Annotated in this window: 22 protein-coding genes and 1 tRNA gene; 12 read left to right on the forward strand and 11 right to left on the reverse strand. The window is 54.4% G+C overall.

The window, feature by feature from the left end:
* Positions 1-180: 180 nt before the first annotated feature.
* The 3 genes from ACYJRZ_RS30200 to ACYJRZ_RS30210 all read right to left on the reverse strand — a co-directional run bounded on the left by ACYJRZ_RS30200 (position 181) and on the right by ACYJRZ_RS30210 (position 4,488).
* Positions 181-257: transfer RNA gene (locus tag ACYJRZ_RS30200), tRNA-Ile, on the reverse strand.
* Positions 258-323: 66 nt separating this feature from the next.
* Positions 324-848: a PIN domain-containing protein gene (locus ACYJRZ_RS30205; RefSeq protein WP_459464996.1), complete on the reverse strand. Its 525-nt coding sequence runs from the start codon at positions 846-848 to the stop codon at positions 324-326.
* A 181-nt stretch (positions 849-1,029) separates the two neighbouring features.
* Positions 1,030-4,488, reverse strand: a complete 3,459-nt coding sequence (locus tag ACYJRZ_RS30210) for a P-loop NTPase fold protein (protein ID WP_459464998.1) — start codon at positions 4,486-4,488, stop codon at positions 1,030-1,032.
* A 344-nt stretch (positions 4,489-4,832) separates the two neighbouring features.
* On the opposite strand from ACYJRZ_RS30210, the gene ACYJRZ_RS30215 reads away from it, so the two are divergent.
* From ACYJRZ_RS30215 to ACYJRZ_RS30240, 6 genes are all read left to right on the forward strand, one after another.
* The gene (locus ACYJRZ_RS30215; RefSeq protein WP_459465000.1) at positions 4,833-5,564 is read left to right on the forward strand and encodes a hypothetical protein; all 732 of its coding nucleotides are present in this window, start codon (positions 4,833-4,835) and stop codon (positions 5,562-5,564) included.
* Positions 5,565-5,601: 37 nt separating this feature from the next.
* The gene (locus ACYJRZ_RS30220) at positions 5,602-7,500 is read left to right on the forward strand and encodes an AAA family ATPase (RefSeq protein ID WP_459465002.1); all 1,899 of its coding nucleotides are present in this window, start codon (positions 5,602-5,604) and stop codon (positions 7,498-7,500) included.
* Positions 7,497-8,267, forward strand: coding sequence for a metallophosphoesterase (locus ACYJRZ_RS30225; protein WP_459465004.1), 771 nt, complete (start codon positions 7,497-7,499; stop codon positions 8,265-8,267). Before ACYJRZ_RS30220 ends, ACYJRZ_RS30225 begins: the two co-directional genes overlap by 4 nt.
* A gap of 417 nt (positions 8,268-8,684) precedes the next feature.
* Entirely contained in the window at positions 8,685-9,638 is a 954-nt protein-coding gene (locus ACYJRZ_RS30230; protein ID WP_459465006.1) for an alpha/beta fold hydrolase, read from the forward strand.
* A 1,024-nt stretch (positions 9,639-10,662) separates the two neighbouring features.
* The gene (locus ACYJRZ_RS30235; RefSeq protein WP_152095364.1) at positions 10,663-12,105 is read left to right on the forward strand and encodes a catalase; all 1,443 of its coding nucleotides are present in this window, start codon (positions 10,663-10,665) and stop codon (positions 12,103-12,105) included.
* 560 nt (positions 12,106-12,665) lie between these two features.
* A complete protein-coding gene (locus ACYJRZ_RS30240; protein ID WP_152095358.1) occupies positions 12,666-13,412 on the forward strand; it encodes an SDR family NAD(P)-dependent oxidoreductase in 747 nt (248 codons plus the stop codon).
* Between the two features lie 49 nt (positions 13,413-13,461).
* On the opposite strand, the gene ACYJRZ_RS30245 is transcribed toward ACYJRZ_RS30240, so the two are convergent.
* On the reverse strand, positions 13,462-14,046 hold the full coding sequence (locus ACYJRZ_RS30245; protein ID WP_095436735.1) for a glutathione binding-like protein: 585 nt from the start codon (positions 14,044-14,046) through the stop codon (positions 13,462-13,464).
* A gap of 603 nt (positions 14,047-14,649) precedes the next feature.
* Between ACYJRZ_RS30245 and ACYJRZ_RS30250 the strand changes: the two genes are divergently transcribed.
* The 3 genes from ACYJRZ_RS30250 to ACYJRZ_RS30260 all read left to right on the forward strand — a co-directional run bounded on the left by ACYJRZ_RS30250 (position 14,650) and on the right by ACYJRZ_RS30260 (position 16,961).
* On the forward strand, positions 14,650-15,420 hold the full coding sequence (locus ACYJRZ_RS30250; protein ID WP_459465039.1) for an alpha/beta fold hydrolase: 771 nt from the start codon (positions 14,650-14,652) through the stop codon (positions 15,418-15,420).
* An 82-nt stretch (positions 15,421-15,502) separates the two neighbouring features.
* Positions 15,503-16,135, forward strand: coding sequence for a response regulator transcription factor (locus ACYJRZ_RS30255; protein ID WP_459465009.1), 633 nt, complete (start codon positions 15,503-15,505; stop codon positions 16,133-16,135).
* 379 nt (positions 16,136-16,514) lie between these two features.
* The gene (locus tag ACYJRZ_RS30260; protein WP_095436731.1) at positions 16,515-16,961 is read left to right on the forward strand and encodes a hypothetical protein; all 447 of its coding nucleotides are present in this window, start codon (positions 16,515-16,517) and stop codon (positions 16,959-16,961) included.
* A 36-nt stretch (positions 16,962-16,997) separates the two neighbouring features.
* On the opposite strand, the gene ACYJRZ_RS30265 is transcribed toward ACYJRZ_RS30260, so the two are convergent.
* Positions 16,998-17,750 carry an SDR family oxidoreductase gene (locus tag ACYJRZ_RS30265; protein ID WP_152095353.1) on the reverse strand — a complete coding sequence of 251 codons (753 nt, stop codon included), beginning with the start codon at positions 17,748-17,750 and terminating at the stop codon, positions 16,998-17,000.
* 266 nt (positions 17,751-18,016) lie between these two features.
* On the opposite strand from ACYJRZ_RS30265, the gene ACYJRZ_RS30270 reads away from it, so the two are divergent.
* Both ACYJRZ_RS30270 and ACYJRZ_RS30275 read left to right on the forward strand, forming a co-directional pair.
* On the forward strand, positions 18,017-18,655 hold the full coding sequence (locus tag ACYJRZ_RS30270; RefSeq protein WP_459465011.1) for a response regulator transcription factor: 639 nt from the start codon (positions 18,017-18,019) through the stop codon (positions 18,653-18,655).
* Between the two features lie 287 nt (positions 18,656-18,942).
* Positions 18,943-19,704, forward strand: a complete 762-nt coding sequence (locus tag ACYJRZ_RS30275; RefSeq protein ID WP_152095351.1) for an SDR family oxidoreductase — start codon at positions 18,943-18,945, stop codon at positions 19,702-19,704.
* A gap of 196 nt (positions 19,705-19,900) precedes the next feature.
* Here ACYJRZ_RS30275 and ACYJRZ_RS30280 read toward each other — a convergent pair whose 3' ends face one another.
* The 4 genes from ACYJRZ_RS30280 to ACYJRZ_RS30295 form a co-directional block, all read right to left on the reverse strand.
* A complete protein-coding gene (locus ACYJRZ_RS30280; RefSeq protein WP_459465013.1) occupies positions 19,901-20,875 on the reverse strand; it encodes an alpha/beta fold hydrolase in 975 nt (324 codons plus the stop codon).
* Positions 20,876-21,040: 165 nt separating this feature from the next.
* The gene (locus ACYJRZ_RS30285; RefSeq protein WP_152095349.1) at positions 21,041-21,631 is read right to left on the reverse strand and encodes a hypothetical protein; all 591 of its coding nucleotides are present in this window, start codon (positions 21,629-21,631) and stop codon (positions 21,041-21,043) included.
* 222 nt (positions 21,632-21,853) lie between these two features.
* Complete coding sequence (locus ACYJRZ_RS30290; protein WP_459465015.1) at positions 21,854-22,564, reverse strand: winged helix-turn-helix domain-containing protein; 711 nt, start codon at positions 22,562-22,564, stop codon at positions 21,854-21,856.
* 63 nt (positions 22,565-22,627) lie between these two features.
* Positions 22,628-23,047, reverse strand: coding sequence for a cupin domain-containing protein (locus tag ACYJRZ_RS30295; RefSeq protein ID WP_152095347.1), 420 nt, complete (start codon positions 23,045-23,047; stop codon positions 22,628-22,630).
* Between the two features lie 90 nt (positions 23,048-23,137).
* Here ACYJRZ_RS30295 and pdxR point away from each other — a divergent pair, with 90 nt between their 5' ends.
* Positions 23,138-24,547, forward strand: coding sequence for a MocR-like pyridoxine biosynthesis transcription factor PdxR (gene pdxR, locus ACYJRZ_RS30300; protein ID WP_459465017.1), 1,410 nt, complete (start codon positions 23,138-23,140; stop codon positions 24,545-24,547).
* Positions 24,548-24,679: 132 nt separating this feature from the next.
* Here the strand turns inward: pdxR and ACYJRZ_RS30305 are convergent, their stop codons facing one another.
* Positions 24,680-25,846 carry an adenylate/guanylate cyclase domain-containing protein gene (locus ACYJRZ_RS30305; RefSeq protein ID WP_459465019.1) on the reverse strand — a complete coding sequence of 389 codons (1,167 nt, stop codon included), beginning with the start codon at positions 25,844-25,846 and terminating at the stop codon, positions 24,680-24,682.
* Entirely contained in the window at positions 25,821-26,426 is a 606-nt protein-coding gene (locus tag ACYJRZ_RS30310; RefSeq protein ID WP_113410300.1) for an NAD(P)H-dependent oxidoreductase, read from the reverse strand. The genes ACYJRZ_RS30305 and ACYJRZ_RS30310 overlap by 26 nt, the downstream gene beginning before the upstream one ends.
* Positions 26,427-26,731: the final 305 nt, after the last annotated feature.

Consider the following 26,731-nt stretch of genomic DNA (forward strand, 5'->3'; position numbering starts at 1 on the left):
GACCGTCTTTGCAGGAAAAATAAAACGCTACTCCAACTTTTACGTCAGGAACTTCGTGTTGATGTCAGCGTAGTCAGTGAGGAGAAATGCGTCTCTGAGGAAATTTTCGCAATAAAAACAATGCCCGCCAGCGCAATCGTATTGACGAAAGAATCATCGTTCGTGACGAATTAGACGAGGTGGTGGGCCCGGCAGGGTTCGAACCTGCAACCAATCGGTTATGAGCCGACGGCTCTAACCAATTGAGCTACAGGCCCCTCAGTACGCACGCACGTGCAGCCGAAGATGGAGGCCGCGGGTGTCGCAAGAGCGTGATAATACAACTATGCGACCACCAACTGGTGCCCAAGGTTTGCTTCGCGCGGGTCACAGCGGGGCACCACCCACATGTCGAACGCTGGATTGTAGACGCCCGGAAGGGGGAAATAGTGGTCTATTCGCTCGAAGTCGCCATCGAGGCTTGCTATCGGAAACCCGTAGACACTCGCGACGGCCGCTATCGATAGATCTTGTCCAGGCTTCCGGGTGTCGCATTGATCCTTGTACCAGAGATCGGTCAATTGCCGGCAGCAAATCATCTTAGCGAGCACGTGGGCGACTTCAGGTGTGAGCGCGGGGAAGATGAATTGTGTTTGCAACAAATCGTTCAGCCAGTATCGCAACTCGGCTGCTCTTTTGGGATTTGACCGTTGCCTTTCGATAATGCCGGTTTCCACCTCGACGAACGTCGCGAACGGTATTGCTAGAGATGACTGCGCAGCTAACCACTGCACGAGAACGGGGTGCGGCTTCTTTTTCTCTGCATGGCTAAGCACCGTGGTATTGAGTAGAAAAATATCGCTGTCCATGAGCGCGATCCGCATCAGCCAAGTGGGTATATAACGGTCGCCTGATATGGTTAATAAATGGTTAACGCGGAAAAGCTAGCGTTGATGATGCAGGGAATTGGAGTGACCGTCCTTTCGATTAGAGTGGAGCCATCAACCAAAAAGACGGTCATGCAACGGAATTCTGTGCTGAACCGGGCGGCTATTCGTCTTCGTCCTTAGCAGGCAAACCAAAGAGTGTTTGGATAAGGGTCTTCGACCTTCTGCCTTGAAGATGCTCGGTGACGCGTCGGACGTATCCGTAGTCGCTGTGCTTCAACAAGGCTCGCAAAGCAGGTTCCAATGCATCCTGTACACTCTTGTCGGAGGAGCGCACAAAATCTGCCACCACCCTTTTGGGGAGTTCAAGGAAGGCGTCGATGATTGTGACCACTCCTCCCTCTAGCGCTGGCCAGAGAATAAAGCGGATGAGATTTTCCTTTTCGGGTTTCTGCTTTTCACCTGACCGGATCACGCTCACCATCAGCTTGGGCATGATTTGGGCCGCAGTGGCTATCGTCTCGACCGATACGCCGCTTACCTTTTCGCGAACAAGCCTAAAGAACTCGAGGTGATAGTTCGGGTCGAAGGCATCCAAAATCGGATCGTATATCGCCTGTGCCGGGGCATTGGTGCCGTCCAGCACGCCAAGTACGAAACGTAAGAGGCTATCTCTGATCTCGGTTGAATCCGGGCAATAGCCTGAGGATTGCACCTTCGCGATGAGAAGCTGGAAGTAATTGTCACCAGCGATGAAATGCCCGAGCCACTCGTCTTTTGATACTGAATCCAGAACCGCGGCGGTGCGATCATGGAACGTTTTCCATTCAGTTTGTGCATACTTGACCGTGTCCGACAACAGTTGGAGGGGCAGACCGTCAATTGTCAACTTATCCAAAGATCCTGCCGCTATGCGTTGCCCAAGACCAGGAAGAATTGTCTCCATCTCGGTTTCAAGAATTGTCTTCAGGTAAGCGTAGATCCGTATGATGTCTACGGAAGCAATCCATGGGATCTTCGAATTCGCAAACGCAGAGCGGGTCACCGCAGGAGCGAGCTTATTGTTCGGATTGTCGCGCCCGTAAAATATCCAATGTGGCACGCGAGAGTACGAATTCAGTTCATTCGTGAAGACGTCTATCTGCTTGTCAGTTAGAAGAGTGTCTCCGTTGAGCACACCAGTGAGCCAGGCAAACTCCTCTTGTGCAGCAGAAATCGCCTGCCCATTTGGCGCGATACGAACAGGTATGCCGAGTTTCCCGCCGATGTACGGCTCTTCTAAGACGAGAAGTGCAAAGGGTAGAGCCTCGCTTTCCGGGCTTTTCGAGAAGGCGGCGTGCATGTTCTCGTAGAATGTCGCATCCTTTTGCAGCGCCGAAAGATCATTCTTCTTGCGGGCCGCCAAAGACATTAGTGCCCATGCTTTGCCCATCAGCTTGGCTTGCGACGCAAATAGATCGTTATCTTCACTTTCCTCCATCAAGGCTGTCGAAAGTCTGGTGCTGATCGTGAGTAGGCAGTCATCGGTGAGGATTCCAGCCTTTCTGAACTCGCCCAGGACCAAGAAGGTATCCCCAGGCCGATCAATGGCAGCTTGTTTCAGGAACTCCGCTTCCGCCGAGAGGTCGAGGGTGGGCTTCGCAAGCTTTGCCAAAGTGACTTCGAGCGTGCATGAAGCAAGCGCGAAGCCGAATATCAGCAGCAAATCTGCAGGAAGCGCGACTCTTTTCCAAATCCCTTCGAGCCCGATGGCAGGGTCCAGAGCATGGACTTCCTCCGCGATCGTTGAAAAAAGACTTGCCAACCGACTGCCTGTGACATCATCGATCTTATCGGGCGGCCCAATTCCGGCCACGATCGTCGAGAGGAGGTGCTCGATGATCTTCGTTCGCTCTTCCTTTGCTGACGTGCGGATAAGTTTCCGAAACCGCACTTCTTCAAATGTACTAATGGTCTCTGTCGCTAGGAACGCCTCGATGGCAGACTGTCGCACAAGGTCAGCGCCGTCACCGTTGTAGGTATTGAGCAGGTCGCAAATGTTACCGATCGCGGTGGCCAATCTCCCTGCGCTCCTCCACTCAGCAACGCCGTTCCCAAACACCTCGTCTATGCGCACACCGAAACCTGGAGAGTTCGAAAGTGCAATAAGACGATCGGGCGTGCTCTCGCCAATCGCACTCCTCAGTTCTGCGTCGAGAAGAAGCTGGAAGGCCAAGTCCGGCTCGACGTTGAAGAGAATTGAGGCCAGATGCTTATCCAGGCTGGCGTCGGCGGCCAGCGACCTGAGCTGGTCGTCGACGATCTTCTCTTTCGCCAGAAGGGAAGGCGACGCTTCCAGTCTGTCGCGAACGGCAAGATAGGCAGCGGCTGTTGGAAGTGGGATACGGCCGCTGTGCAGCGCAAAGAGACCGCTCACTTCATTGATAAAGGCTATCACCTGGCGGGGAGTTGCCTTTCCTCCTTCCTTATCGATCAGCCAGTTGAAGATGAGATAGACCCGGAATAGGCCGTCCTCGTCGGCAAACCGCGGGAGCGCCTGGCGGACCTTTTGGTCAAAGAATTCGCGGGTGTTGGACATTACGGGTGGTGCTACGTTTAGTACCTCGTCGAAGGTCTTCGCGAAAAGCTCCTTTGCACGAAGGGTGGAGGAGTTGCTCTGCTCCTTTGCGGGAGCAATGTGGTTTCGATCGTAGGGAACGATAGCCGTTATATGACTATGCTTCGTTCCGCTGCCGTCCGTGTGGGACCGCGAAAAAATAGAGCGCACCATCGCCCAATATTCATCGATTTCCTCGCTGGGTAGGCGGTCAATATTATCCAGGACGATGATGATCCGGGTGTGATCATCCTGGATCGCTCCCAATATCTCGCGCAGCACGGATTGGAACTCGAAGTCATTCGGGTCAACCTCCCGGATGTATTGTTTGACCGTCTGGCGTTCGAATTGTTTAGCGCCGATGAGAAGGGTCTGCGAGATCGCCAGGCCAATTCTTTCCCAACGCCCGCCATCTGCGATTGGAAGTTTTCGATATTTGAACGCGGCGGTGACGAGTGTGATCAACAGAAATACATAGATAAAGACCATCGGCCACGACCAAAGAAAGTCGGCTTCGTTGTTCTTATTGGCCAGCTTGTCGAAAATATCCTTGCTCCATAGTAGATAGACGGGAAGCAGGGGAACAGACAGGAGTACGCCAATTCCGTACAAACCGAGGCGTGGACTACTGTTGGTATCGACCTCGCGGGTCTTGCCTTTGATATTCTTCTCAATCTCGGTCAGCGTTTTGGTCTTGTTTGGAAAGCTCGCCTTCGCCCATGAGACAAGCCTTTCGAGAAACGAGCGTCGGAATGCAGAGCCTTGCGATTTCCAGATATCGAAAGTGAAGAAATGATATTTCGTTTTGCCGTTCCCGTCCTGAAGCTTGCGCTCCGCGATGCCAACCACGCTCGATTTTCCAGAACCCCAAGCGCCGTCGAGACCAATAGCTCGATCGGCACGACGGAAGTCGCGGATTGCCGCTGCTAACGCCGATGCCGTGCGGTCATGCCCTTTGCCGTGAAAGAGATCTTCAGAAGAGGGTTCATCGAGCAGAATAACACGAGCTACTTCGGAATCGGACATGCGATTAAACCCAGCTTACAATTTAAGGCTGAAGATAATTAGAAAGTGAAAAGGCCATCCTGCAATAACAACGAGAAGTTATCCCCTGAAATATAGGAAGTTACTAGTGGTTTGAGGAAGGGTTTAGCGGAAGATTGGTGTGTATTTTTAGTGTTGCAGTGCACAAAATTTAACGAATCTCTACTTGGTGATTTTCTTCCGCATCATACCCGTGACGCAAATTACATCGATCATGCGACGTTCGACGTGATAGTTTGCCACGTAGATAGGGGTGCGCACGCGGGCGTCCGCGGCTCGGTAATCCTTTGTTAAGCACACCGCGCTAGCCTTTCGGCAAATTCCGTTTGGCTAATGAAGAGAGTTCTCTCTGCTATGTCGATGCTTGGACTGTTCCCGATACGAATACGTTGAACGCTACCGCGAAAGCGGAGGTGTCCATTACGTTTGTATTGAGGTCAGACATGGCATCACAGGATCATATTGGCAATACACGCCGTTTAACGGCGAGCTCGCTCAAGGTTCCAAACCTACATCCGTCGCTGAAATCTCCACCTGTAAGCAATTTCCGTTCGAAAGCCGCGCGGGATCTCGCATGCATTCTCGATTTGAATGCCACGGTTATCTCGTGGAATTCAGCTCCGCCGCCGCTACATCTGGCCGCGCCCAAATACGCGTCGGATTTCGAGATGGTCGACAGCACCGGAGTTCGGTGGATGCTGGATGCGCCGGACCGAAAGCCAGTGCTTTGCTCGGAAGTTCTCTGCGAGGCGGCGAGCATGTTGGGCTATCGGTATCGCCAGGTCGACAGCGCGGAAATTTATGACGGTTACCGATTGAAGAACGCCCGTGATCTGCTCCGCTATAGCGGACACTATGTACCGCTTGGTGATCGTGTGCGCTTACTTGGTGCTCTCGACGAGGAGGGGCCGCTCTCATTTGCGGACTGCATGCGGGTGATCAGGGAAACGCAGCCCGTCGCCGCGCTTGCCTCACTCATTCTTCAGGGCTTACTGGAAATCGAGCTTGATGACGCGCTCATTGGGCCTGAAACGATGGTGAGACGAATAAAGGGCTGAGCCTGCCCCTTCATCATCGATTCCAAAGAGGCCCACCATGAGATCGTTAATTTCGTTGCGTTCGGAACGACAGCCCCTCAGTCTTCCAATCATCGTCGCACAGATGGCGGTGAGGCGGGCGATTAGGCCGTTTCTTTCAGCCACCTGCTTTGTTGTTGCCGTCAAGCTGCCGAGTCTTGATGATTTTGAAGCTTATCTAGCGGCGACCCGCGACCTTCTCGATCCTTTCAATGCAGTTTCCGAGAACGGTGACCGGCCGGTTTCCGTGGATTGTGCCAAAGCCATTTCCCAGTCGGGTTGGGGCTTGGTTCAGAGATTCAGGAACACCAACCGAGCGGTGCTTTTCTACAGTGATGAGACCCAGATCTCTGCCGAATTGGGAATGGTCCTCGACCAACGCATTGTGCTTCATCCGCCTGAGCCGAAACTGTGGATGGCCGCGGCCCGAGAACTCAGTTTGCCGATGACCGCCGAGGAGGCCAGCTACCTTGCCACTCAGAGCTTGCATGATATTCACGCGGCCATGCGCCGTGGAAGGCCGATTTCGCGTGTCGTCCGCCAAATGCAAAGCAGGACGCAGCCGACTCGGGAGTCGGAGCCGCCTCCGCGGCCTGAAAATGCGAAAACGCGTCTCGAACACCTTGCTGGCTATGGGGAGGCGAAAGTTTGGGGCATGCAGTTGGCTGAGGACCTGCGTCTTTGGCAACAAGGCGAGATCGAGTGGCGCGACGTCGACCGCGGCGTTGTCTTGTGTGGTCCTCCTGGGTGCGGAAAAACTACCTACGCCTTGGCACTCGCGAATAGTTGCAGAGTCAACTTTATCTCTGAATCGGCGGCTGCGTGGCAGGCCAAGGGCCATCTTGGTGACATGCTAAAGGCAATGCGTGGGGCGTTCAAAAGGGCTCAGGATGAGCGTCCGGCCATCCTTTTCCTCGACGAGTTCGATAGCTTCGGCGACCGCCGGACAAATCAGAACGATCCCCACCATGATTACAAGAGACAGGTTATCAACGGGCTTCTGGAGTGCCTTGATCCGGCCGGGGGAAGGGAGGGTGTGGTTGTTGTTGCCGCCACGAACGATGCGGACCGCATCGACCCCGCCCTTCTGAGACCCGGGCGTTTGGAGAAGGTCGTCGAAATCCCGTTGCCCGACGAGGAAGCGCGGCGGGCGATTATCGAGTATCATTTGCCAGGCCACGAACTGGGTGATTTGACGGAGTTCGTCCGCCAATCCGAAGGTTGGACAGGGGCAGATATCGAAAAGCTTGCCCGCGATGCGCGTCGCCTTGCGAGAAAATCAGGACGGGCCGTGATCCGGGCAACTGACGTCACCGATGCGATGCCGCCGAGCGTTCCATTCACAGAGGAAGAACGGTTTCGCCTTGCGGTTCACGAAATCGGGCATGCGGTTGTCGGACACGTTCTGCGACCGGAAGCCCTCGTGAAGGTGTGGATCCGGAGCGGCAAAAGCTCGAAAGCAGCCTACGGCAATCTCGGTGAAACGCAGTTTCAGAATCTCATTCCCTACATGGGGAAGGCTTGCCATTTCCGCGACCAGATCGCGATCCTTCTGGCAGGGATGGCAGCTGAACGGGTCATCCTCGGAGACCACTCCACGGGGGCGGGCGGCGATGCGAAAGGCGACCTTGGTTTAGCAAATGACACGGCTACCATGATGGAAAGGAGTTTGGGCTTCGGCGATGACCTTCTGATGGACATGGGATACGGCCAGAGACCATGGGAAAACATGCGCCGTCAAGATCGTCAGCTACAGGGCACCGTGCGGCAGCGACTGGACACGGAGCTAGCGAGAGCGACCGAAATCCTTGCGGAACGACGGGTACAAGTTGAGGCGCTGGCACGGCTCTTGTCTGAGCGGCAGGAGCTGTCGGCGGCGGAAATCCGGCATGGGCTCGATGGGGAGAAAACGTCATGAAGGCTTGGATCGCTTCGGACCTGCATCTCGAATTCGGCGCAATTCGTTTCCTGACGGAACCGCCGGAAGCAGACATCATGATTTGCGCGGGTGATATCCTCAACAAGGGCATCGTCCCCAGTATTGAATGGCTCGCGGCAAACGTCTTGCCAAAGATGCCCGTGGTTTTTGTCGCTGGCAATCACGAGACCTACGGAGCAGCCCTCATCGAAAGCATCGATCGCGCACGGGAGACTGCCGCGCGGCATCCCGGATTCTACTACCTTGAGAATGACTCCGCCATTATCGGAGGTGTCCTTTTCCTGGGCACCACATTGTGGACTGACTATCGGCTTCTCGGTTCAGATCCCATATTGGCAATGGCTGCGGCCGAAAGTGGCATGAATGACTATCGGAAGATCAAGTGGTCGAGAAATCCATACCGACGCTTGAAGCCGATCCACCTTTATCGAAAGCATGTGGAGGCCACCTCTTTTCTGGATGGTGCGCTTGCCGTTGCGCAGGATCGCAAAGTTGTGGTTGTCACACATCATGCACCGAGCTGGCGGTCTCTCTCGCCGCGTTTCATTGGTGATCCGCTGAGCCCCTGCTACGCATCGAACCTCGACGACATGATTGCAGCTCACGGTCCTGATTTATGGGTGCACGGGCATCTGCATAATCAGAGCGACTACATAATCGCCCGCACGCGGGTTGTGTGCAATCCGCGGGGATATCCAGGTGAGCATACGGGTTATGATCCGCAAATGGTTGTAGAGATCGGTTGATAGGAGCGGACACCAGAGCAATGTCTGACGAAAAGAAAATGCATGACGATAGCCAAACGTCGAAGGGGAGCTCGTTTGGCTCTGCTCTCGGACCAGACTTTCGACCACTTGGAAGACGTATCAAAGTCAAGGTTGGAGACCGGACTCCGAAGCCCATCCTCCGAAAGCCCGTTTCTGAGAGCGATGACAACGAGACAGGATAAAGCTATGCCCTCACCGGGGTTTGAATTCCATTCAACGATAACGGAGGTGGGGCCGGGCCAATATGGGACCCTGGAGTATTGGCGCGAGTATACGCTTTGACTTAGGGCGATGCCCGCCGCTGGCTTTACGAATGAGCTTGCATACGATCGTTCTATAGACGCGGGAAGCCATTTCGCGTCTTGAGACACTTCGTGTGACAACTCGGAGTCTAAAATGCGCAGACTTGCTACGACTGCTCTAATGCTTGCAGTTTTCGCGTGGGGTACCGTTTGGATGACGGAAGTCATGGCGGCTGATAGAGCGCCTGGTGCGTCAAATTCGATAGTTGATGGCAAATCGGATGTTGATGGCGTCAATTATCACTATTTGCTAGCGCGTGGCGGTCCTCAGACAGTTGTCCTTCTTCATGGCTGGGGCACGACTTCCTATATGTGGCGCTACGTAATGCCAGAGTTAGCAGCCCGCGGGTATACGGTTCTCGCGCCCGATCTCCGCGGGTTAGGCGATACAGCGAAGCCGGTAGCAGGATATGATAAGGCGGCGATCGCACAAGATATCCGGAAGCTGGTCAACAATCTTGGCCTTGGCCCCGCAATAAATCTAATAGGACACGACATGGGCGGGATGGTCGTCTACGCCTATGCAGCCCAACATCCTGACGAGGTGAAGACGCTGGCAATTCTTGATGTACCACTACCGGGGATTGATCCATGGGACGAGTGGGTCAAGGGGCCGCGCACCTGGCATTTTAGGTTCCACGCACTGCGTGACGTTCCGGAAATGTTGATCGCCGGACGTGAGTTAGCGTATCTCAAATGGTTTCACAACGTGGAGGGCGTGAATTCGCGCGCGTTCGACAATGAAGCGGACGAGATATATGGCCGCTCATATTCACAGCCAGGAGCACTTCGCGCGGGCTTTGAGTATTACCGCGCATTTCCCGAGGATGTTGCCGCCAACAAGATATTCGCTGAGAATAAGTTAGAAATGCCTGTTCTTGCGATGAGCGGGATCGGAGGATTAGGTGCCGTCTATGGAGAGCATATTCGCCATGTCGCGAAGAATGTTCGCGCTATCGTTGTTGAGGGTGCGGGTCATTGGATTCCTGAAGAGCAACCCGTTGCTGTAACGGCGGCACTGACTGAATTCTTGCCTCCAGCGCAGTGAGCGAACTGCGGAGTCGTATGTTCCCTGTCGTCGGTTTATCGGTTTAGAGATGCCGTCAGGCCGGTACACTCACAAGCAGAGTTCCTAGATAGAAATCCAGATCTGGAGACGCTCGTTCTGGCGGTAGGAGTTATAGCAACCTACACAACCATACCGCGTCAATGAACGAGAGAAATGCACCGGGAGAAGCAGATGGTTGTTGAGCGCAGATCAATTGCTTTCGGGGAAAACATCGCGGTGTCGATCCTCCAGTGCAGGTCTGCAGGTGTTCGTCTCGAACCATTAGTTCAGGCAAAACCAACGTATAACTTTTACAGGATTCCCCACGGAGTAACCTCAAACCGTCAAGACCGCGTTCCTCCCTCATCCGAAGCGGCTTGACTCTCCTCGGCATCCCCTTGTTGTCGAGGACTGCGGATGCCGCGTCCGCATAGTGGGCCGTCTTCCCGCCGAAGACGGCCCTTTTTTGCGGGGCTTGGCGATTCAAGACCAGTTTGCAAACCCGATCGACACGCGAATTCCCAACCGTTTCGTGGCGTCCAAGGCACATGATCGGTCTAGACATCAGCACGCGCGCCGCTCGCCAGCGCCGGCGTTGAGCCCGCTGAGTCTTCCTGAAATACAGATCGTACATCACCGTATTGACGAGGTGTCGTAACCGGCAATCGACATCTATGGGGCAGGCGGGACGATCGTATGTGAGGATGCAGGCAGTACGATTTTTTCGTCGGTGATGGACGGTGGCCTACGGCTTAGGATTGAAAACATGCTGTAAATCGAATTGTTCGATCTAACTTTCATGACGCTCCGGTCGGGCTGGTGGCGGCAGGTGGGCGCAACCTGAGGCGATGGGCTTGCTTCAAACTTTCCAAGGAAGAGTAATTCGCGCCATGGGCAAATGCAATTTAAGATTGTCTTCCTGAATGTATTCTCCCGTCATCGAGCGCAATCAAACGAGGGTATAGCTGTACGGAGGAAGAAGCAGGTGGCCTATTGCTTTTACTCAAACGCAAGGGCGATGAACATGACTCAAGGAAAGCTGACCACGGCCGCAGGCGCGCCTGTAGCGGACAACTTCAATATTGAAACGGCAGGCCGTCGTGGGCCGGCGCTGCTCCAGGACATTTGGCTAATCGAGAAGCTTGCGCACTTCGATCGAGAAGTCATCCCGGAACGCCGGATGCACGCCAAGGGCGCGGGCGCTTTTGGCAGGTTCACGGTAACGAGCGACGTCACGCGTTACAGCAAGGCGGCTCTCTTTTCCGAAATTGGCAAAGAAACGCCGATTTTCATCAGGTTCTCAACGGTCGCCGGCGAACGCGGGGCGGCCGATGCTGAACGGGACATTCGTGGCTTCGCGATCAAGTTCTACACCGAACAAGGAAACTGGGACCTTGTCGGCAACAATACCCCTGTCTTCTTCTTCCGAGATCCGCTGCGCTTCCCGGATCTCAATCACGCGGTGAAACGCGACCCCCGAACGGGGATGCGGAGTGCTGAGAACAATTGGGACTTCTGGACTTTGTTGCCTGAGGCGTTGCACCAGGTGACAATCATCATGTCGGATCGCGGAATTCCTAAGACATTCCGGAATATGCACGGCTTCGGCAGCCACACATTCAGCATGTTCAATGCGGCCAACGAGCGGCATTGGGTGAAGTTTACCCTAAAATCCCAACAGGGTATTGCAAACCTGTCCGATGAGGAGGCAGCTCATTTGATCGGACGCGACCGGGAAAGCCATCAACGGGACCTCTTCGAAAGCATTGAAAACGGCGAATATCCACGCTGGAAGCTCTATATCCAGGTTATGTCGGAAGAGCAGGCAAAAGCCCATCGGCACAATCCTTTCGATCTCACGAAGGTGTGGCGACACTCAGAATATCCGCTTATCGAGGTTGGAGTTCTGGAACTGAACCGCAACCCGGAAAATTTCTTCGCGGAAGTCGAACAGGCGTCTTTCTCTCCCGCCAATATCGTGCCGGGTCTTGGCTTTTCGCCCGACCGAATGTTGCAGGCGCGCCTGTTCTCCTACGGCGATGCGGCAAGATACCGTCTCGGCGTCAATCACCATCAGATTCCGGTCAACTCACCACGCTGTCCTTACCATTCTTATCATCGGGATGGCTCCATGCGGATTGATGGAAACTATGGTGCTCAAACGAGCTATGTGCCGAACTCACGTGGAAGTTGGGATGAACAGCCGGATTATCGGGAACCTCCGCTCGAGCTAGCCGGATCGGCCGACCGGTATGATCATCGCATCGATGACGACCACTATGAACAGCCGGGTGATCTCTTCCGCTTGATGGATGAAGAGCAGAAAGAGGTGCTTATCGCGAATACGGTCAGAGCGATGGCCGGTGTCTCAATGGCCGTGAAGGCTCGACATGTCGAGAACTGCCGCCGAGCTGATGTTGACTATGGCGTTCGACTTGCGGCTGCACTCGATCTTGATGCGCAGTAGAGAAGCAAGAGGTGCGCGCAGCGATCTGTTTGGATTTCCCGGCAGGTATCAGGGCAGATTTCTGCGCTCCACGAAACGGCACGGGAGATCCCCGTGCCGTTTTCCGTCACGCATAGGCGGCCGCGCGAACCAACTCCCTTAGTACATCGTCATGCCACAGAGGCTAGAGTGCGGCGTCCAAATTGAGGTTTACGCTCACCTCCGAGCCGGCCATATGCCGAGTACTCTCAGGTTCTGCCAACTCACCCCACTCCGTTGGCGAGTGGCCCACATCGACGGAACTCAACGTCTGCGGACTCGAATTATTAGCTGCCGAAGCGGTCGATACAGCCTTGTGAATCATCTACGTACATCGATCTAGCTCTATTCGAATTGCGGTCGGAGGACGGTGATTACCTCCGGCTTATCGTCCGAGCCGGAAATCACAATCGGTGAAGCCTGGATGCCATGCCCCGTGGGCCCATTCACCAACCTGAGGAACGATTGATGTGCCTGCTGGCCGACTAATACTTCGCGGCTTCAGGTCGTACTTCAATAAGATCGAAAACGGAGTTCAATCGATGAAATCACTTGAAGGAAAAATCGCAGTAGTAACTGGAGGTAACAGCGGTATCGGGAAGGCGACGGCAAAGCGCTTCGCTGAGGAGGGCGCGCAGGTCTTGATTACCGGCCGCCGCCAAGATGTCGTCGACGCTGCCGTGACCGAAATCGGCCATCAAGCAATTGGCGTGCGTGGCGATGTCTCGGAAATCGATTTTCATCGACGCTTGGCCGATACGGTCCAGCGTAAGTTCGGCGCAATCGACATCTATGTTGCGAACGCTGGCGTGATTAACCTTGAAAGCTCGAATAAAGTTACGGAGAGCGAATTCGACAGGCATTTCGATATCAACGCACGCGGCGTCTTTTTCGGTGTGCAGGCAGTCGCACAACTGATCCGTGATGGGGGCAATATCATCGTTGTGAGCTCTTTGGCCGCTACGAAGGTGCTTCCACAGCACACAGTCTACGCAGGCTCGAAAGCGGCTTTAGCAGCATTCGCGCGCAATTGGGCCCTCGAGTTCCGGGACCGTCGTATCCGCGTAAATATCCTAAGCCCTGGACCGGTCGAGACGGAAATACTCGGCAAGCTCGGCGTGAGCGACGCCGACCGACCCGGATTCGAGGCTCACATGGCAGGCTTGATCCCGGCAGGTCGCATGGGTCGACCTGAAGAGCTCGCGGAGGCGGCATTGTTTCTGGCGTCGAAGGGAACTTTCGTCAACGGCGTCGAACTGATCGTCGATGGCGGCATGCATTTGACCTGAAGAAATTTTCACCGACCCGTCCTTTCAAAAGCGGGTCGGTGGGCGTTATTCAGCTTAGGCCTTCGACGGCCAATGCCACCTTTACCGCAGGACGCGCCCGCATCCGTTCGCGTAACGCGATAAGCGGATTGGGAACCTCGATGCCAAAGCGCTCTGCCCAAAGCAACATGACAAAGAGGTAGCAGTCGGCAACTGTCAAATTTTCACCAAACAGGTAGTCGCCGGCGAGACTATTCGATAGAAACTCGAACCGAGCCTCGATTGAGTTGCGCGCCTCCGTCGTCTCTTGATCGCTACCGGGATGCCACAGCTGACGCAGGCTACGATGCAATTCTGTGGAGATATAAGCGAGCGCTTCGAGCAGGCGAGTGCGGCCCAATTCTCCCCGAACGCCGAGCTTGGGGTAGTGCGACGCAATCCAGTCGAGGATCGCCACGTTCTCGGTGAGGATTTCGCCGTTGTCCAATTGGAGAGCGGGAACGTATCCCTTTGATGTCAATTCGTTGTAGTTCCGCCCCGTCGCTGTGACCTTTGTTTTGAGGTCTACCCGCTCGCGCTCGAATTCAATCCCAGCCTCTTCCAAGGCGATATGATCGGCAAGACTGCAAGCAAATGGGCAATAATAGAGCTTCATCGGGTGTCTCTCAGCTTTCAGAGTCGGAATTTTAGTGGAACTCCGCAGCCGGAGCCGCGGCACACGTTTGGTTTAGCCCCGTGTATTGCGATCGCCAATTAAACGAGTGGTTGGCTTGAAGTGTAGCGGAAGCTCCGGAACGCGTGAGCGCGGAATGCCGTCGAAGCTTGTGGTAGACGCAGGGAATGAGCATTGAGCGACTCTTTGAAGCGCCAGATCCAAACGCTGACGAGCTTGCGCCTCAACAGAAGCGTAGTCGTGAGGCACGCGAGAGAATCATCATCGCCGCCGAACAGCTCTCGGGGAGAACGGCGTTGAGGGTTTTCTCGATGGGGGCGGTGGGGCTCTGTCGCTCATATGCCCGTTGGTAACATTTACAGGTGCTTTTACGGAAATGATGATCTCCTACGGCTATGTAGGATATCGTTTCCAGCTTCGTTGATAGGCTCTGCAAACCTTTGTTTGGGTTGAGTGGCAGCGGTACGACAATCAGAGTGATGGTGCCGCTCGTTGTCAGATCGGACAAGTGCTCCCGACCCATGTGATGACAATGCGCGAGCGGTGGGTAGGGCGTTAAACATAAAAGGAAAGCAAATGCGCAATATCGCACGACTCGCTGTCGCGGCGGGCCTCTATATGGCGTCCTCAATTGCCGGACATACAGAAGCGCCAAAACCCACAATCGTATTGGTTCACGGAGCTTTTGCGGATTCGTCTAGCTGGAACCGGGTAGTTATCCTCCTTGAGAAGGATGGATACTCTGTAAAGGCGGTTGCCAATCCCCTACGGGGTATCAAGAACGACGGGGAGTACGTCGCCGGTGTCATCAAAACCTTGAAAGGCCCGGTCGTCCTGGTCGGCCACTCCTATGGCGGTTCTGTCATAAGCGACGCAGCAGCTGGTGCCCACAATGTGAAGGCACTGGTATTTGTCGCAGCCTTCGCACCGGAAAAGGGCGAATCCGCCGCCGAGCTGTCCGCTAAGTTTCCTGGAAGCTCGCTCGCACCTACGCTGGCAGAACCCGTCGCGCTGCCGAGTGGCGCGAAGGACCTCTATATCGAACAGAGCAACTTCCCTAACCAATTTGCAGCGGACGTTCCGGTTGGCACAGCCCGCCTCATGGCGGTAGCGCAGCGACCGATCACTGACGCGGCGCTCGCAGAGCCTGCCCCGGAGGCGGCGTGGAAGGCAATTCCGTCGTGGTTTATCTACGGTGATGCAGACAAAAATATCCCCGCCAAAGCCCTGCAATGGATGGCTGACCGAGCAAAGTCTCGAAAGACCATCGCAGTTCAGGGTGCTTCACACGTCGTGATGATCTCTCATCCCGGCGAAGTGACAAAGCTTATTGAAGAGGCCGCTTCGGCGAATTGACAACCTGAGGCAGGAGGCACCTCACCGTACCTCCTGCGCTAGCCGGCTGCACCACTGAGAATAACGGAATTCTGACACCCACATGCCAAATCGAACAGAGTTGCCCGGCATGGCAAGGGTTTTTATTGTCGACAAAGATGTAGAAACGCGGCTTTCGCTGCTCAAGCTTCTCGAACTTGCGAACATCGACGCGCGAGGCTTCGAGACTGGTGGGGAGTTACTCGGTTCCGTCGACCTCCGGCCACCAGGTTGCTTGCTTTTGGACACACAAATCGATGGCTTCGACGTGCAGCAACGATTGGCGGCCCAAAATTGTTCGCTGCCAATTGTCTTTATGACCGGGGATGCGACCGTCCAGATGGCTGTCGATGCCATAAAGCGTGGAGCGTGTGACTTTCTCCTGAAGCCGCTCGACGACGCGGCTGTTCTCGCCGCGGTGCGTAGTGCCATAAATCGAGATCTGGCTGCTCGAGCGCAAGCTGCCGAACGCGACCTCACGCGGAGATTGATCGAGATGCTGACTCCCCGTGAACGGGAAGTGATGAAATACGTAGCCGAGGGCGACCTCAACAAGCAGATCGCGCACCGTCTCAATGTGAGCGAAATGATGGTGAAGATCCATCGAAGCCGTATGATGAAGAAGATGAAGGTGAGCTCGCTCGTCCAACTGATAAAGAAGCTCGAACTCGTTTACGGCAAGTCCAACTATCGGTAAATGTTGTTTCCATTTGGATGTGAACGTCAACGCGCCTCGATTAGCGCTCGATTAATGCCGCGAGATCAACGCTGCAGTTCCGACCTTCAGAGACCTCAGCGGTCAGACGCAGTCAGGGCATGCTGGCATTCGCGAGCATGGCGTCAAGCTCCCAGCTTCCGTCTCGATCGCGACTAGCTGTTTTCGTTTGATGCGACGCCCGCAAATCGAAGTAATTTGTACTTTCCTTCAAACAGTTCGTCCTCCCGAACATCAAGTGCAATTTCCGCAAGGGCCTTTTCAGCAGCATATTTTGCGCTTGATGCTCAAACCTTCGTTTGGGAAGTTTCGAGTATGTCACGATGATATTTTCTTCTTCAGTCAACCGAAGGAGATTGAAATGCAAATGCTCAAATATTGTATACTCGCAATGGTGTGGTTCAACGTGGTTCTGGCCGCATGGCTGTCGATCCACATGCTCTATGATCCCGAGGGTTGGTATTATTTCGTTCCCGGGGTGACCGATACTGGCCTCTACAATCAGCATTTCATCCGGGATATCGGCCTTATCCAAGGATTTATCGCGCTGGCATTCGGCATCGGTACGTTCAAGCCCGAGCGGCGTATTGAGCTCTGGGCTGCCGCAACGCTCTGGCTGATCGCTCACGCCTGCTTCCACCTGTGGGAAGTAGCTGTTGGCATCTGCTCAGCGTCTGTTCTGCTACGCGATTTTCCCGCCGTGAGCCTGCCAGCGTTGTTCGGCACCGCTGGCACTGTTTGGGCGTGCGCGCAGTCTAAAGCGACGGACAAAAACGCCGCGACCACCATCGCTGATTGGCAACGCTGATAATTCGTACCGGAGCCACCTGCTCTGGTACGCTGCTCAAGCGTACAATGTTCTCGACAGCCAGTCATGATACGTCAGTTTTCCCAGAGCAGTAGGCATTGTCGGGATCAAACCGTCACGACGGACCGTGATTCCAAAGTAGCGTGCTGCCGGATCCGAAGTTACCGGCCGCGCGTCTTCGGTGACCGTCATCAGTTGATTTGCAAGATCAATAAAATCAACCGGTTCTGGACCACCAATTTCTACAATTGAGTTTTCAGGCTCCTGGGCGGTGAGCTTAGCCATCCAGGCTGCGACTTCGGCACCGGCGACGGGCTGGAGCCGAAGTGATGGAAGCTGGATGACGCCGTCGTCCGCAGAAGTGCTGACTATACCGCTCAGATATTCGAAGAACTGTGTGGATCGGACGATGGTGTAGGGTAAGTCGGAAGCTCGGATGAGGTTCTCCTGGACGAGCTTGGCACGGAAGTAGTCGTTCTCGACAAGGCTTTCTGTGCCGACGACCGAGAGAGCGAGATAATGTTTGACGTTGTGCTTCCTTGCCGACGCCAGTAGATTAGTTCCCGCTTGTTTAAAGAGTCCGAGGACGTCACCGCTCCCAAACGAGCCGAAGTTCGTAACGTCTATTATTGTATCCGCACCATCGAAAGCGTCGTCCAAGCCGTGACCAGTCAAGGCATTGACGCCGGTCTCTTTGGACGCCACTACGAGGTCATGCCCATCGCGCTCGAGGTATTTTACTACCTTCGAGCCCATGGTGCCGCTAGCACCTACAACAACTACTTTCATGAGAAACTCCAACATAATGCAAGTCTCTAGATCGTAGGAGTATGCGACGTGCCTTGCGACTAAACGAAGTGTGGGCTTGACCCAATCTCCCAGCACCCTTGCAGGGTTACAACGATGACATGTGGAGCTGGTATGTGTGCAAGGGACCCAAACTAAGGTTTATGGTCCCGCCGATGGTGAACTGTGCTATAGAGGCCTGGAGGGCTGAGGCTTTGTGGCGCAACTTGCTAGGTTGACGTGCCCCGGGACTGAAAGGTGGTACTGAGATGCGAAACGCAAACGCAGAGCCGGAAGCGCCCGCTGAACCCATTGTTTATGTGGTTGATGACGACATCGAGATGCGGGAAACATTGCTTGACCTCTTTTTGGTCACAAAGAAGCGTGCATCTGCGTTCTCTAGCGGCTCCGAGTTTTTTCAACGAGCCGACACCACAGTGCCGGGATGCGTTGTCGTTGATCTCAGGATGCCCGACGGTACCGGACTCGACTTGCAGGACCGCCTCATTTCGATAGGAAGCAAACTCCCGGTGATCTTCCTAACCGCGTTCGCGGACATACCCACCAGCGTTCGCGCAATGAAGGCGGGAGCCACCGACTTCATAACCAAACCGTTTTCCAACAAAGACCTTCTCGAGGCGGTCGATCATGCGATCGAAATGGATTGTAAGCGTCGCAACACCGCTGCTGAGGTCGATCGGGTGAGGTCGCTCGCCGACACACTTACACCGCGGGAGACCGAGGTTATGCTGGCGGTCGTGAGCGGCTTGATGAACAAGCAGGTTGCCTATGAGCTTGGAATCAGTGAGATGACCGTCAAGCTCCACCGCATGAGCGTCATGCGCAAAATGCAGAGCCGCTCTCTTCCCGACTTGGTTCGCAAAGTTGAAATGCTTCAGCGAGACTAAGCCGCCGAACTTTGGCCCTTTGCCTCCTCTTTGACGAGTTGCGTTTGTCTGCGCCAAGGCGGCCGGTGTAATTTGCGCGAGAACGGCCATCCCCAACCTATGTTTAACTAGGCTCATCGGGATATTTCCCTAGAGTTTCCGTAGGTCAGGCTCTGATCGGCCTGTGGCATTTGAGATGAATCTTCACCGAGCGTCGGTCGACCTCGTCGACTGGAATCCTGACCGCACAAATCTTCAGTACCGGTATCACCGGTATTGCGGAAAGATCACCGTAATAGGAGCGAACAATGAAAATCGTCGTGATTGGCGGAACCGGGTTGATCGGTTCGAAACTGGTGAAGCGCCTTGAGGCCAAGGGACATGAAGTGATTGCAGCATCTCCGGCGTCGGGCGTGAACACTGTAACGGGTGAGGGACTCGCGGAAGTGCTTGCAGGCGCGCAGGTTGTAGTCGACGTCGCGAATTCTCCGTCGTTTGAAGATAAGGCTGTCATGGAGTTCTTCCAGACCTCGGGGCGTAACTTGCTTTCCGCCGAGACAGCTGCCGGAGTTAAGCACCATGTGGCGCTTTCGGTCGTCGGCACCGAGCGATTGCAGGATAGCGGCTATTTTCGAGCCAAGCTGGTTCAAGAAAATCTTATCCGGGAATCGAAGATTCCTTATACACTCGTTCACTCCACGCAGTTTTTCGAATTTATGTTCGGTATCGCTCAGTCCGGTACGCAGGGTGATAAGGTCCACCTTTCTCCCGCGATGATGCAGCCAATTTTCTCCGATGACGTTGCCGACGCTCTTGCGGAGGTTGTGGTTGGCTCACCTTCCAATGGCGTGAAGGAAATCGCGGGACCGGAAGCAATCCGTATCTCCGACGCGGTGGCGAAGTACCTCCATCAGATTGGCGACAAGCGTGAGATCGTCGTCGACAAGCAGACGCCGTATTTCGGCGTGGTGCTTGATGACAGAATGTTGATGCCCGGGCCAAGCGTCCACCTTGGACGCACCGCTTACTCCGAGTGGGTCAAGACGGCAACGCCACCGCCGACACGCTGACTGACTCCATAGCAACCAATCGCTTAGAAAGGTCGCAGAACCTCTGCGACCTTTCTTATTTCTCGATGTGCGTAAAATCTGAAGGTCGGCCGACGTTGAGAACAAAACTGCCTTCTCCCAGGTGGTTATTTGATCCACGAGCCGCTTGTGATGCTGCAGATGAAAGAGGGGCGCTCGTCGCCTCGCGCCCCACCGATCAAGCTTGAATGAAGGCGAGAATGTCGGCGTTAATGACATCCGCGTGGGTTGTCGCCATGCCGTGAGGAAGGCCAGGATAGATCTTCAGTGTTGGCTTCTGAAGGAGCTTCGCGGAAAGCTCAGCAGAGTCCGCGACCGGGACCACCTGATCGTCATCGCCATGGAGCACGAGTGTGGGCACGTCGATGACCTTCAAGTCTTCGGTGAAATCCGTCTCGGAGAAAGCCTTGATTCCCAAGTAGTGCGCGTTTGCCGCTCCCGTCATCCCCTGACGCCACCAGTTCTTAATCGTTGCGTCGTTTGACTTAACGCCGTCACGGTTGAAGCCGTAGAACGGGCCGCTTGCCACATCAAAGTAGAACTGCGAACGGTTGGCCGCGAGTGCAGTACGGAATCCATCGAAGACCTCGATGGGGAGGCCGCCCGGATTTGAGGAAGTCTTCACCATGATCGGCGGGACAGCACCGATCAGTACGAGTTTGGATACGCGACCTTTGCCATGGCGCGCCGTGTAGCGTGCGGCCTCGCCGCCGCCTGTCGAGTGACCGATGTGAATCGTGTTTCGGAGATCGAGATGTTCTACGACCGCGGCAACATCGGCTGCATAGTGATCCATATCGTGGCCGTCGCTTACTTGCGAAGACCGGCCGTGTCCCCGGCGATCATGTGCAATTACCCGATAACCCTTCCCGAGGAAGAAGAGCATCTGGTTGTCCCAGTCGTCGCCACTAAGGGGCCAGCCATGATGGAACACGATGGGCTGAGCATCTTTCGGTCCCCAATCTTTGAAGAAAATTCGCGTTCCATCGCTGACAGTAACAGAGTTGTGGCTTTCTGACGTCACCGTTTGTGGCTTCTTTTTGCTTGCGGCAGACGCTGGTTGCGCTACGGCGGCGGCCGCGGCGGCCGCAAGGGAAAGTGATCCCGCTACGACATTACGTCGAGTGGCAGTAAGAGAGGAGTGCTTCTTCATAGTTTTCTCCAATGTAAAGTATATAATACCTGCAAAACCCGAGTATATTTGAGCTGTGCAAGAGTTTTACATTATCAATAGGTGTAAATATTTTAACTTATACGTACGTTATATCTGTTATTTTTTGAGGTCTTATTCAAATTGCGATTTAACCTATAGTCGAGATCACAGGCTCGCCAAACGATGCCTTTTGGAGAGACCGGACCTCATCGACGACGTCGCCTCGTCACGCAAGCTCTCTCGCCATTCGTATAGCTGGGTTCCGGGCTGGTGATCCTGGACTATAAGGTCGTGCTCCACCGCGAGAAAGAACTCTGCGTGAATCTGGTCAGTGAACCCTGCGAACAGCATACGCTGTTTTCGCGCAGGCAAATGGCGCTCGCGGACTTCGATCTCGACAATTCCAATCGTAGCATCCCAATGAGCAACGGACAGCGGGTTCTTATCGGCAAGTAGAGCTCGATCCGAATAGGCAAAGACTTCGGGCAGTTGGAAAAACTCATCAATCTCGGCGCGTCCGAGCTGCTCGTGGTCAGGCTTCCAATGGTGAAAGTTCAATGGACCCATGTAATGCTCTGAGAACAGCTGGCCACATTCGACGCGATCGCGGCATTTGTACCCAAACCCGTTTTTGCATAACGCAAGTTGCACATCCGCGATGTCGAACTCGAAAGGTCTGTCGCGAATGCGATCGATGACCTGTTTAAGGTCGCGGAGATATTGTGTGTAAGACGTGACGGCCATCTTGGGACCCATAGTACTCGCTTCCACTACCCATCCAACTTGATGGCAATGGCGCAGCGCGCTGATAGTAAGATGCAACAATAGACTACCAATGCGCCGCCGGAGTTCGGAGCTTCCGAATTCGAGAGGTGCCTTGCAGCTCTCGTGTATCGTAGGTGCTAAACAGGTGACCTTGAAGCTATACCGAAGTTTGCACAAAGCCGTTTTGGTGGCTTGGGCCCAGGGTCAGGTTTTTCACGAGTCTTTAACTTCGATAGCGACGTCACTGTCGAAGATATAACCAGAGCCGCGCACGGTCCGTATAAGTCGTGGATGGGTGGGATCAACTTCGACTTTCCGGCGGAGTCGCAATATCAAGGGATCAAGGCTGCGATCGGAAATCTCGCCCTCATGAAGCCTGCTTGCTGACAACAAGCGCTCGCGCGTCAATATGATCCTTGGGCTAGCTAGAAATACTGTCAGCAGATTGAATTCCGCTATCGTAAGTTTGATTTCGCCGGAGTCGGAATGCGTGAGCAGCCGTTGCCGAAGGAAAAGCTTGTAATCGCCGAACTTGTATGAGCGCCGCTCCTGCCGGAGATTTGAATTCACTCTGTCTCTAATTGCAGCCTTTATCCTGGCAACGAGTTCACGGTTTCCGACAGGTCGGCAAATATAGTCGCTCGCGCCAGCTTCCAACCCGCGAATTTTATCTTCCTCGATGGATTTCTCTGCCCCGACAACCAGTATCGGGGCATATGTAATCGCTGTGACTTGGCGAATAACATTCTCCAACTCATCGGTAGCAATCTCGATCAGCAATGCGTCTACCACATTTGTCGAAAGGATACCCGATAGATGCTTGCTGTCACTGACATGGATAGCCCTTATGTCGTGTAGCCCAAGAAACTCGGTCAGTTCCAACCTCGTCGTTTGGCATCGATCGAGTACGAGGACGTGCTTCATGACGAGCTCTGCTGGTGCTGTCGTTCGGATGCAATTCGCCTTCGAAAGGGAAGTTCGCGACGACTACGGATCTATGTCCGTGACCAGGTTCTTCTCATCGCTGTCTACAACAAATACGGCAAGGAGGCTGGCAGGCTCTGAGGCGCTGGCGTTAGCGCTCACTCCATGGCGATCACCTGGCAACTCGGAAAAGTTCTCGCCTGCCTTGTAGACTGTCTCTGGACCGTCGTTAACCTTGCTCTTAATCGCACCGGTGAGGACGGTCGCATAGATGAAAGCTGATTTGGGATGAATATGAGCCGAAGACGAACCGCCTGGCCCATATTCGACGAGCACGCCCTTCATGCTTTTCCCAGGTACGTTCGGTAGCACGTGGTCGAACACAATCGAGATTTTGGCGGCACCTCCGTGGACATCGGAGGCGCTGGCGGTATGTGTTGACAACGTTGCTGCGGCCAGTATCAAAAGCGCTCGGGAAAACATATCGACTCCTTCAAATTTCAATTTGTGGGGACCATGGTCCAAGGTGCTAAAACCCGATAGCCCCAATAAGGTAGAAAGGCGTTGTACCGAATGACGGGTGCATTCCTCCCGCCGGTGAACCGCGAGCGAAAGGTTTCGATTACGCGCCAGATTTTCGCTGGAATGCGCACGGCGATCCTGAATGGCGCGCTTGAGAAGGGATCACGGATTTCTTCTTGGCAGGACCTTTCGGCGCAGTTGGGCGTATCGCGAGGAACCGTCAAACGAGCTTATGATTTGCTCAAAGACGAAGGTCTCATCGTCACTAAGGGGAGAGGGGGAACTTGGGTGTCCACGACGCTTCCAGCGACACCTTCGGCGAGCGTGCCTCCTGTGGGGGCTCCGCGCGGTTTGTTTTACAATTTCGAGGACGCACCCCAATATTTTCAAATGGGAGTTCCCGCTCAAGATCAATTTCCTACCAAGGCGTGGCATGGTGCTTGGCGCAGAGCAATCGCGATGGAAAGTGCGCGACCACAGATCTATCCAGATCCGCAAGGACTCCTTTCGCTACGGCGTGAGATTGCCGGATATCTTTCCATGGCCCGTGGGTATAGCTGCCATCCCAGTCAGGTATTCATGACATCAGGTTTTGCTGGCGCTCTTGGCATCGTGCTCGGTGCCATGGGATTTCGAGGCAGCAAGGCTTTCGTAGAGGAGCCAGGGTTTCCTCGTACACGACACGCGCTCCAACAAGCCGGAGTGGAAACGATTTCTGCCCCTGTTGATCACGAAGGCGTAAATCTTCCAAATTCGGAGCGCGATGTACGGTTTGCCGTCCTGACGCCGAGCCAACAAGCGCCGCTTGGAATGTCTCTTTCGGCTGCCAGACGCGCTGAAGTCCTCGATTGGGCCAAGGCGGCAGACGCCTGGATAATAGAGGATGACTACGCGGGTGAGTTGCAACTGACGGGCAGGGCATCGCCCGCTTTGGCCGCCGACGACAAATTTGGGCGAGTGTTCCATATTGGCAGTTTCAGCAAGACGCTCAACCCGGGCCTCCGACTTGGTTTCTTAGTTGTGCCTCCAAGGCTTATAGATGTGTTCGCCACATTCGTGGGATGTCTTGCGCCCGCCGGCTCAATTGTCGCTCAACAAGCGGTGCAGGACTTCATGGCAGGAGGGCATTTTTATCGACATCTCCGACGTATGAAGACATTGTATGCTCGGCGAAAAGCCTTGTTAGTCGAAAGCCTCCGTCGTGAAATCCATCCTGGGGTTCGGTGCGAGTTTGAAGGCGCACTGTCGGTTCGCTTGTTCTTCCCTGGAAGAATCGACGATGTAGCTATTGCAGCGGAAGCACAGCGCGCTTCACTTGGCGTCCTTCCACTCTCCCCTTGGTATCAGTCGCATACTCCCGGACAGGGGCTCCTACTTGGGATATCCAACGTCCGCGAACGCTCGGTCGGGGCAAAGTGCGAACTGCTCTCTCAGCTCATCTCAACCCATGCCCGAAGCTAGATAGATTTGGGCACGCGGCGGGTCCAGTTTCACAACGCTATATCCAACTCTCTTTGGAAAAGACGGCGAACTTGCGGTGTCGGACGAGCGTCCTCCGACACTATGGATCAGTATTCGGGCCAAAGGCGGCCTTTAGATGTTGAGAGCATGGACTTCGATCATCTCATCAAAGCCTTTAATACTATGCATTCCAAGGCAATCTGTCTGGGCCGCGCATTCGGCGGACGCGACAAAGTCTGCAGAAATCAAAATAGGCCGCTTCAGTTGTTTTGTCATGGCTTCGAGCCTTGACGCTAGGTTTACGGCTGGGCCAATCACAGTAAAGTCAAGCCTTCTCTGCGAACCGATGTTCCCATACATTACCTCTCCGACATGTACGCCAGTGCCGAACTGGACAGGAAACTTCGCTGAAGTGCGGCGTGCCAATGCTTCGTATGCGGCCGTCAACGCCCCGATAAGTCTTTGACAGGCGTTTGGCTTGTCGAGGGGGAAAACAGCTAGCAGGCCGTCGCCCATGAATTTGAGAATTTCCCCGTCGTGTCTTTCTATCGGATCAGCCATTAAGTCAAAGTATTCATTCAGAATGTCGATAACCCGATCCCTGTGCTGGCTGCCAGAAAGGAGAGTGAAATTCCGCAAATCGCAGATCATGATCGCGGCGCTCACCGTGGTACCGCTGCCTCGTGTTGTCGCACCATCCAGGATCTGTTCACTAGCGTGTGGTCCAACATAAGTTTGAAGCAGTGTCCTCGCCAACTGGTTTTTAAGCCGGATCTCGGTAACCAAGGAAAAGAGTGGCAGTGTGTCGCGGATCAAGGCGATATCAGCTTCATCGAAACCTTCCGGCCTGTCTGTGGCAAAAGTTAAAAGGTGGCGACGACCCTGCGTGTGGTCGAATGGCCAAGCGGCATAATCGGTCAGACCTTGATCGCGAAGCTCCTCATATACGGGATACTTATGAGGGCCGTATACCTGGATTTTCTGCCTGACCTCCTTGCCGGTGGCTATGACGAAATGGAAAGGACTTCGTAGAAAAACGTCTGTTGCCTCGACATCATATGCAACATTTTGTACCTCCGCCTGGCTATATCCTCTATACCAAATAAGGCGCGTGCCTAACCATTGAGGATGATGGACCCTGAAGTGCACGGTCGCTCGACTAAGTGCGATGCCCGCCTTCATCAGGCGTTCGCAGAGCTGTACGAAAATTCTCTCGGATGAGGCTTCATCGCGAACGCCCTGCGAAAGCCATTCGATCATTTCCGCGCTAGGATCAGCATTTCTTCGGTTCATCATCATTAGCTCCATCGGTCCATGCCGGGCCCAAGGTCAAAGGTAGTGACGCTGCAGCATCAGCTGTTGCTTCCAGCGAGCCCCGGAATTCGAGGCTAGTTATCCCCATTGCGGCGAAGATCGCGCGGAGATAGGGACGCAAGAAATCTGGCTCACCGACCGCTTCAACGCTCTGCGATATACTCACGAATACGGGGCGATCGGAGAGTAGGCCGACCATCCTGTTATCAATGTAACGGAAGGTCCTATTTGGTCTCACTACGTGGTCGATCCAGGCCTTTAGGGCGGACGGTGCTGTCATGTTGTGCGTAGGAGTGGCGATCACAATGGCTTCGCTTTCGACGACTTCTTCAATGAGCTCGTCGGAGAGCAGTCGCGATCCCATTGGCTCCTCAATCCAGCAATGCGTCCGCGATGACATCGAAAATTCACGGTCGATATGCGGCATGTTGGAGTCGTTCAGGCATCGAACGGTAACCTCGATTTCGCTGTTTGATGCGACTAGTTTCTCAATCATTTGACGTGAGAGACGAGCGCTTGCGGAGGCATGGCCGCGGGGACTGCAGATTAAATGCAAGATCCTCATGATCTTTGATTTTCGCCGTTTTCGATCGTGGACGGGCGATCGAATAAGGTTTTCCTGGTGCTGAAGGGAAGCCCGCTCGAATATGCCTGCGCCACATAGATTGGGATCGTAGTGGGCTCGGACCTTTGGCTCATTGGGCGATTGGTCGAAACCCTTTTCCAGAGCGATTTCGTCAGATTGATAAGGCTTCTCGAGCCCCGCTCTCCAAACACGATTTTGTACTCCTGTTGCAATGAGCAGGAAATTACGCGCTACGGACGAGGATATGTACTATACGTCGGTTTGTGCGGTTGATCGTCATCTGA

This window comes from Rhizobium sp. No.120, assembly GCF_054558365.1.

What these genes read in the sequence shown, in the direction of transcription:
- ACYJRZ_RS30310 (WP_113410300.1), bottom strand. Translation starts at nt 26,426, where the DNA reads ATGAGGATCTTGCATTTAATCTGCAGTCCCCGCGGCCATGCCTCCGCA.
- ACYJRZ_RS30295 (WP_152095347.1), bottom strand. Translation starts at nt 23,047, where the DNA reads ATGTTTTCCCGAGCGCTTTTGATACTGGCCGCAGCAACGTTGTCAACA.
- ACYJRZ_RS30220 (WP_459465002.1), top strand. Translation starts at nt 5,602, where the DNA reads ATGAGATCGTTAATTTCGTTGCGTTCGGAACGACAGCCCCTCAGTCTT.
- ACYJRZ_RS30240 (WP_152095358.1), top strand. Translation starts at nt 12,666, where the DNA reads ATGAAATCACTTGAAGGAAAAATCGCAGTAGTAACTGGAGGTAACAGC.
- ACYJRZ_RS30225 (WP_459465004.1), top strand. Translation starts at nt 7,497, where the DNA reads ATGAAGGCTTGGATCGCTTCGGACCTGCATCTCGAATTCGGCGCAATT.
- ACYJRZ_RS30205 (WP_459464996.1), bottom strand. Translation starts at nt 848, where the DNA reads ATGGACAGCGATATTTTTCTACTCAATACCACGGTGCTTAGCCATGCA.
- ACYJRZ_RS30255 (WP_459465009.1), top strand. Translation starts at nt 15,503, where the DNA reads ATGCCAAATCGAACAGAGTTGCCCGGCATGGCAAGGGTTTTTATTGTC.
- ACYJRZ_RS30280 (WP_459465013.1), bottom strand. Translation starts at nt 20,875, where the DNA reads ATGAAGAAGCACTCCTCTCTTACTGCCACTCGACGTAATGTCGTAGCG.
- pdxR (WP_459465017.1), top strand. Translation starts at nt 23,138, where the DNA reads ATGACGGGTGCATTCCTCCCGCCGGTGAACCGCGAGCGAAAGGTTTCG.
- ACYJRZ_RS30245 (WP_095436735.1), bottom strand. Translation starts at nt 14,046, where the DNA reads ATGAAGCTCTATTATTGCCCATTTGCTTGCAGTCTTGCCGATCATATC.
- ACYJRZ_RS30210 (WP_459464998.1), bottom strand. Translation starts at nt 4,488, where the DNA reads ATGTCCGATTCCGAAGTAGCTCGTGTTATTCTGCTCGATGAACCCTCT.
- ACYJRZ_RS30305 (WP_459465019.1), bottom strand. Translation starts at nt 25,846, where the DNA reads ATGATGATGAACCGAAGAAATGCTGATCCTAGCGCGGAAATGATCGAA.
- ACYJRZ_RS30290 (WP_459465015.1), bottom strand. Translation starts at nt 22,564, where the DNA reads ATGAAGCACGTCCTCGTACTCGATCGATGCCAAACGACGAGGTTGGAA.
- ACYJRZ_RS30285 (WP_152095349.1), bottom strand. Translation starts at nt 21,631, where the DNA reads ATGGGTCCCAAGATGGCCGTCACGTCTTACACACAATATCTCCGCGAC.
- ACYJRZ_RS30265 (WP_152095353.1), bottom strand. Translation starts at nt 17,750, where the DNA reads ATGAAAGTAGTTGTTGTAGGTGCTAGCGGCACCATGGGCTCGAAGGTA.
- ACYJRZ_RS30270 (WP_459465011.1), top strand. Translation starts at nt 18,017, where the DNA reads ATGCGAAACGCAAACGCAGAGCCGGAAGCGCCCGCTGAACCCATTGTT.
- ACYJRZ_RS30235 (WP_152095364.1), top strand. Translation starts at nt 10,663, where the DNA reads ATGACTCAAGGAAAGCTGACCACGGCCGCAGGCGCGCCTGTAGCGGAC.
- ACYJRZ_RS30275 (WP_152095351.1), top strand. Translation starts at nt 18,943, where the DNA reads ATGAAAATCGTCGTGATTGGCGGAACCGGGTTGATCGGTTCGAAACTG.
- ACYJRZ_RS30230 (WP_459465006.1), top strand. Translation starts at nt 8,685, where the DNA reads ATGCGCAGACTTGCTACGACTGCTCTAATGCTTGCAGTTTTCGCGTGG.
- ACYJRZ_RS30260 (WP_095436731.1), top strand. Translation starts at nt 16,515, where the DNA reads ATGCAAATGCTCAAATATTGTATACTCGCAATGGTGTGGTTCAACGTG.